This window comes from Candidatus Frankia nodulisporulans (assembly GCF_902806475.1).
Classification (GTDB): Bacteria; Actinomycetota; Actinomycetes; order Frankiales; family Frankiaceae; genus Frankia; species Frankia umida.
In genome coordinates, this window is sequence record NZ_CADCWS010000031.1 from 22,050 (window position 1) to 28,435 (window position 6,386).

At 74.2% G+C, this 6,386-nt stretch carries 7 protein-coding genes; all 7 read right to left on the minus strand.

Annotated features, from left to right (window positions below; genetic code table 11):
- Positions 1-17 precede the first annotated feature (17 nt).
- On the minus strand, positions 18-1,382 hold the full coding sequence (locus tag G6R24_RS05515) for a type II secretion system F family protein (protein WP_163548087.1): 1,365 nt from the start codon (positions 1,380-1,382) through the stop codon (positions 18-20).
- Complete coding sequence (locus G6R24_RS05520; protein WP_163548088.1) at positions 1,379-2,452, minus strand: TadA family conjugal transfer-associated ATPase; 1,074 nt, start codon at positions 2,450-2,452, stop codon at positions 1,379-1,381. The genes G6R24_RS05515 and G6R24_RS05520 overlap by 4 nt, the downstream gene beginning before the upstream one ends.
- Before the next feature lie 231 nt (positions 2,453-2,683).
- Positions 2,684-3,886: a septum site-determining protein Ssd gene (gene ssd, locus G6R24_RS05525; protein WP_163548089.1), complete on the minus strand. Its 1,203-nt coding sequence runs from the start codon at positions 3,884-3,886 to the stop codon at positions 2,684-2,686.
- Positions 3,887-4,140: 254 nt separating this feature from the next.
- The gene (locus G6R24_RS05530; RefSeq protein WP_163548090.1) at positions 4,141-4,551 is read right to left on the minus strand and encodes a type II toxin-antitoxin system VapC family toxin; all 411 of its coding nucleotides are present in this window, start codon (positions 4,549-4,551) and stop codon (positions 4,141-4,143) included.
- A gap of 5 nt (positions 4,552-4,556) precedes the next feature.
- Positions 4,557-4,826 (minus strand): hypothetical protein, encoded by a 270-nt coding sequence (locus G6R24_RS05535; protein WP_163548091.1) that lies wholly within the window; start codon positions 4,824-4,826, stop codon positions 4,557-4,559.
- Positions 4,823-5,173 carry a hypothetical protein gene (locus tag G6R24_RS05540; RefSeq protein WP_163548092.1) on the minus strand — a complete coding sequence of 117 codons (351 nt, stop codon included), beginning with the start codon at positions 5,171-5,173 and terminating at the stop codon, positions 4,823-4,825. The genes G6R24_RS05535 and G6R24_RS05540 overlap by 4 nt, the downstream gene beginning before the upstream one ends.
- 68 nt (positions 5,174-5,241) lie before the next feature.
- Complete coding sequence (locus G6R24_RS05545) at positions 5,242-6,186, minus strand: Fic family protein (protein ID WP_163548093.1); 945 nt, start codon at positions 6,184-6,186, stop codon at positions 5,242-5,244.
- Positions 6,187-6,386: the final 200 nt, after the last annotated feature.

Below are 6,386 nucleotides of genomic sequence, written 5' to 3' on the forward strand. Positions count from 1 at the left end.
CGACGGGTGGGTGCAGGTCAGGTGCCAGCCAGGGCCTGGGCCGGTAGCAGCGCCGGCAGGGTGCCGAGCACCAGGGGAACGACGCTGATCAGAAGAAAGGCGGGGAGAAAGCACAGCCCGAGAGGCGCCCCGGCGAGCACACCGGCTCGCCGGGCCGCGGCGATGGTCTCCGCGTGGCTCTCGGCGCGGGCTCGTTCGGCCAGGCGGGTCAGGGCCGCCGCCGGCCGAGCCCCGGAACGGTGCGCCCGGTCGAAGGCGGTGACCGCCGTCTGGGCCAGCGCCGGCCATCGGGAGCTCGGCGAGCCCCGCGGGCCACGCCACTTCCACCGGCCGAACAGGTCGAGCCTGTGCCGCGGCTGGGTGGCGGCGACCAGGTCGGCGCAGGCCGAGGGCACGTCCGCGCCCGCGGCCAACGCACGCGCCGCGGCCCGCAGCTGTTCCCCCAGCTCCCCGCCGGTGGCGGAACCGACCGCCACGAAGGCGGCGCCGAGTGTCGCGCCGCTGCGCAGCGCCGCCGCGATCAGGTCGAGGGCAAGCGGAAGATCAGCGAGCAGGCGCGCGCGCCGAGCCCCGGCGTCGGGCCGTGCCCTGGCCCGACGCTGATTGTCACCTTCCGTGACATCCAGGCGGTGGGCATCGACGGCCAGCGGGCCGGCGCGCCGTTGCACCCCGTCCGCGAAGGCCCGTAACCAGCGCAGGCCGACGAGATCGGCGAGCCCGCCGATCAGCAGGCAGGCGACACCGGCCGGGGTGGCCAGCAGGGTGTGCAGCACCGCGGTGCCGGTGAGCGAGCCCAAGGCGATCCCGGCGATCGGCAGGGCGGCAACCAGCCGGCCGGAGGCCCGCGGCCCGGCCAGCGCCGCGGACAGTTCCGCGGCGCGCACGGCATCGGAGCGGGCGAGCGCGGCGAGCATCTCGGCGACGGGTGCCAGCCGGGCGCCGGCCCGGGTGCAGACCCGGTAGGCGATGCCGAGCTGACGGACCGACCCCGCCTCGGACGCGCACAGCACATCGCCCGGGTCGTCCGCCGCCGCGAGCGCGGCCGCCAGCCGGTCGAGCGGAATCCACCCTGATCCGGGTCGTCCGCCGCCGCCCGGGATGGCCACGGCGCGCCGCGCGGTCGCCAGCACACCGCTCGCCGCCGCGTGGAGTGCGACCGCGGGTGGTCCGCCGGCGTCGAGCTCGGCGGCGACGGCGGCGAGGAGATCCTCAGCCCGTGCCCGCACCCGCGCCTGATGGTGGCGGCGCCGGGCGTGGCCGCCGGCGCGATACAGACAGCCGGCGGTAACGGCCACCACCACCGCCGCCACCGGGCCGGCGAACAGCCAGGCCAGAAGGCCGCTGGCCACCAGCGCGACGGCGGCCGGCGCCCGGCCGGTCACGCTGGCCCCCGGATCAGACCGGGGAGCTCGGCCAGCGCCGGCAGAGCGACCCCTCGGGCACTCAGCAGGCCACGCAGCAGCGGCAGGCCGGGCGCGGCCACCGGACCGGTGCCCCGCCGCTCGCCCGCCGCGGGCGGGGTGGCCAGCGCCGGCACGACCCGGACCAGGCCGTCCGCGGTGCGGTGGAACACCCCGATCGCGTGGACCCGCCGGTGCCCCTGGGCATCACGGCGCAGGTGCACGGCGGCGTGCAGGGCCGCCGCGATGTGACTGTGCACGGCCGCTCGCGACAGCCCGGCGAGGGCGGCGAGCGCCTCCAGTCGGGTGGGCAGCGAGGCGGTGTCGTTCGCGTGCACCGTGCTCAACCCGCCCTCGTGCCCGGTGTTCAGGGCGACCAGCAGGTCAAGGACCTCCGGCCCGCGAACCTCACCGACGACAAGCCGGTCCGGGCGCATCCGCAGCGCCTGCCGGACCAGATCACGCTGGGTGATCTCACCGGCACCCTCGATGTTGGGTGGTCGCGCCTCCAACCGCACCAGGCCGGGTCTTTGCACGACGAGTTCGGCCGTGTCCTCCACCAGGACGATGCGTTCGCCCGGGCGCACCGCGCCCAGCAGCGTGGCGAGCAGGGTGCTCTTGCCGGTACCGGTGCCGCCGGTCACGACGATCGCGAGCCGGGCGGTCAGGACCGCGTGCAGGACGGCGGCCACCGCCGGGCTGATCGTCCCGGCGAGCAGCAGCTCGTCAAAGGTGAACGGATGCCGCCGCGGCCGCCGCAGCGACAGGCAGGTGCCGCGCAGGGCGGTCGGCGCGAGCACGGCGTGCATGCGGGTGCCGTCCCGAAGCAGGACATCGGCGAAGGGCATGGCCAGGTCCAGCCGCCGGCCCGCCGCGGCCGCCAGCCGGATGGCCAGGCGCCGCACGGCTTCCTCGTCGGTGAATCTGACCGACGTTCGGGTCAGCCGGCCGCGCCGCTCCACCCAGACCTCATCGGGGCTGTTGACCAGGACATCGGTGACATGCGGGTCGGTGAGGAACTCCTCGAGCGGACCGGCCCCGACCCCACCCACGCCTGCGTCCCCACCGCGGAGCCCGTCCCCATCCCGCGGGCCGTCCCCGGGACAGTCCCCGAGCCTTCGCCGGTTTCCAGGCCTCGCCCCGCCGCCGAATCCGGCGCTGGCGGTGCGCGCCTCGTCGGTGCCGCGGGCCGTCGTCCTGCGGGCCGCGGCGGTGGGTGCGGGCCGGCCGGCCGGCCGGCCCGGATGGCCGGCGAGGCTGCGATGTTCGGGGCGACTGGAGCGTCATGGCCGGGCTCCCGAGCCGCTGCCACCGGCGGACCGGACGTCGAGCAGCCCCAGAGCGGTCAGCAACTGGTCGTCGAACGCGGACGGCACGCCGGCCAGCACCCCGGCGACGGGCACGCCCAGGGCGTGGCCGACCTGCTCCGGGGTCTGCGGCTGCGCGGGTGGACGGCCCGACGCCGACGCGTGCGACCCGGCATCCGACGGCGCGGCATCCGACGACCCGGCGCCGGGTGGCGGGGTGCCGTCCAGACGGATCACGGCGCGCACGTCGGCGCAGTGCCGGGAGATGGCCGTGGCGACCCGTCGCGCCGTCATCACCGACTGCGGGTTCGCCCGCACCAGGAGCAGGACAGTGCGGCAGGCTGCGACGGCGACGGCGGCCGCGTCATCCGGCTGCCACGGCAGGTCCACCACGGCCAGGTCGGACGTGGCGTGGGCGGTGGCCAGCAGGTCGGTCATGGCCAGGGACGAGAGTTCGGGACCGGCCTGCTCGTCCCAGGTGATCACCGAGAGTTCGCCCCGGCGTTCCCCGCCCGCGGGGAGCCCGGCCCCGGGATCGATGCCGAGCTTCCCACCGCCATCCCTGACCGCGGGAATCAGACAGGTGAAACCGGGCTCGAGCCCACCGCCCCGCGGATCGGCATCGATGAGCATGGTGCGCAGGTCGTTGCGCAGCGCGGCGAGTGCGAGCGCCACGGACAGCGTCGAGGAGCCGCTGCCCCGCCGGCCGGCGACCACCCCGATCGTGGCGCAGGGGGTTCGGTCGGCATCGCAGAACTCGGCGAAGGCCGCCGTGAGCCAGCCCGCCGCCGCCGGCAGGAAAAGCACATGGTCGGCGCCAAGGTCGGCGCCGTACTCCCACACCCGCTTGTTGGCGGTTCTGTCACCGATGAGCACGAGCCGCGGTCGCGGTGGCAGGCCGGCGGCCAGGCACGCCGCGGCCCGGTCCATGCCCACGACCACGAGGGGCGCGGACACCCAGCCCTGGCGCACGGTGGACGGATCGAGCGCGACGGTCGGCTCCACCGCGGCGGCGTCGGTCAGCCGGAGCAGCCTTTCCAGCAGCTCTGGCTGGCCGGTCACCAGCAGCGGCCGGTGCGGCTGCCCGCCTGCGCCGTGATCGGAGGGCGCGGGGCCCGTCGGCGGGGGAGTTCTGGCCGGCGGCGGCGTGGCGGTCGGCGGGGGCAGCGCGGGGGACATGGCGCCTCGATTCCCGGTCGGATACGAGCGGACCGGACCACCATGCGCCATCGAAGGCCCTGTGGATGACGGTCATCCACAGGGCGCCAAATCGGTAAACTGGTTGTTTGCCCGTAAGGCGAAGAGCTTGCGTGGCCAGGGGCTTCGGCCGTTCACCGTCCGCTGGGTCGGATGTCGCGTCGACCGCACACGCGGCCCTGACCGCACACCGACCGGCACTCCCGGCATCGGGGCGGATCAGTAGGGCGCGGGGACTAGGGCAGCAGCGTGAAGGCCGGCACGTGGACAGGCCGAACAACGTGGAAATGTTTCCGGTCGGTAGTGGCCACCTGAGTTGTCCTCAGCTGTTCGGCCAGCGCGACAACACTCGCATCCGTGCCTCCCAGCGGGAGGTCCTTGTACCGATCGGCCAGCTCCCGGATACGTGCCCAGGTCGCGGCCTTCAACTCCGCCATGATCAGATCGCCCTGCACTATCGAGTCGAACAGGCTGATCTCGGCCGCGGGGCCCAGCTTTCTACAGAGCAGATAGGCTGCTTCGGCGATCACGAGCGGCGAGGTGATGAGCGGCCCCTCGGACTGCTCGAGCAGGTCCAGACAGGCGGCGTGATGGTGATCGCTGCGATCGGCCGCGGCGATGATCGGCCCCGTGTCGACGAGAAGCACCCAGGTCAGTCCTGGCCGAAGCCTGCTGCCAGCAGATCATCCATCTGATCGGTGATACCGGTACCGCTTGCGCCCACGGCGCCGAACGCCAGTCGTCTGCGGCGGACAGGTGCCGCGGGTTGCCGCAGCTGGTTCGCGACAGCCCCAGCAGCGGTCGCGAACTGCCCGCTCCAGGCTGACGACACCGAGACGTGGGTCAGCGAGCCTGTCGTCGCCGTCGCGAGGTTGACCGTCGCGGCGGAGGTTGTTGACTGCTCAAGCGTGAAGATGGTCATGGTTGCTGCGCGCCTCCCTCGTTGTCGATCCTCGCGACCATCTCGGAGAGCACGTGTATCAGGGCCTTCGCCCTCGCTGGTGACAGGCTCAACCGAGCGAGCGGCTTGACTGGTAGCGACTTGATCTCTCCGGCAACGGCCCGATTCTCCTCGGGGGTTCCCAGGAGAAGCGGCGGGGTGGCGTGCCCAACAGCAAGGATGATGTTCTCGGGCACGCCGTCCGGGCCGTCGATCTGCACGGCGAACTGGTTGGCAGCCAGGACAGCGACGTCCTCAAGGCCTGTCCAGACAACTGACACCTGGAAAAGGTCGGGGCGCTGCGACTGCGACCCTTCGGCTTCCGTCACCCCTGGATGATGACATGGCCCGGCAACGTCAGCGCGCCGTTGCCGACGCGGGTCCGCCGGCCAGCCGCTCAGGCGCGGGAGAGGGCCTCGCAGATGGCCAGGGAGTCCCGGGCGGCCAGCTCCAGCGCCCGGGCGCTGTGACGCAGCCAGGCGATCACACCGGCGGCGCCACCGTGCACATAGGCGTCGGCCGCGGCGCGGTAGTCGAGCACGGGCGCGGCTGGTGATTCGTCCGTCGGCTGGTCCGATTCGGGGCCGCCGGCCTCGAGATGCCCGACGTCCGTCGCGGTGAGGGCCTTCGGGTCGAGCCCACGGCTGACGAGTACCAGCCGGGCGGCCGCGCGGGCGATCACACCGTCCAGGACGCCGAAGGGGCGTAGCGCCAGCAGTTCGCCGTGCACGACCCCGGCGACGACGATCGCCGGCGCGGTGGTCGGGGCGACGAGGAGCCTGGTCAGGCCGTCGAGACGGACCGAGGCCTCCATGGTGCTCGGCGGCGGTCCCAACCGCAGCGGGTCCATCAGGTCCGGTCCGCCGGCGTCCGGCCGGGGGCGGCCGAGGAGTTCGTCGGGCAGGACTCCGCGTCCGAGCAGGACGTGCATGCGGGCCAGCGCCTGCCGGGGTGCGCGCTCCCAGGCCGGGGCGAGGATGCCGAGTTCGCCGTAGAGGCGGACCGTCCCCAGCACGACCGGCAGCGCCGGGTCGATGCCGCTGGTGGGCACCGGGCCGCTGGTGAACGCCGGGTCGCCGGGGATGTCGTTGTTGGCGTCCTGGAGATGCTGGCGGAGCAGGTCCAGGCTGACGTCGTGGCCCTCAAGGCTGGCCGAGGCGCGCGCGGCACGCAGCGACGCCTCGGTGGTGACCTCGGCGCTCTGGCGGCGCAGGACACGGTGGCGCAGCAGCGTGTCCACCGCCGCGCGGGCGGAGTCCGCCGCTTCGCGGACGCCGGGCAGGGCAGCGACGCGGGCCAGCGGATCGTCGGTGAGCACTGGTCCGGACGGGCGGGAGTTCACAGTGAGCACGCTACCGGTATGGGCCACCCGCAGGAGGCGAGCACCGTTCGGTGCGACCGGGCCGGCGGGCCTGTCACAGCCACCGCGGACCCTCGGTTCGACCTGCCCGTGGACGCGCCGCGGGGCGGTCGGGTCGGCGGGGTCACAGGATCACAGCCGCGTCGTTTGGCCCCGACCACCGGTCAGGCGGGGCAGACTGC

Excerpts from the sequence above, each read along its gene's own strand:
- ssd (WP_163548089.1), bottom strand. The coding sequence starts at position 3,886 with ATGTCCCCCGCGCTGCCCCCGCCGACCGCCACGCCGCCGCCGGCCAGA.
- G6R24_RS05535 (WP_163548091.1), bottom strand. The coding sequence starts at position 4,826 with ATGACCATCTTCACGCTTGAGCAGTCAACAACCTCCGCCGCGACGGTC.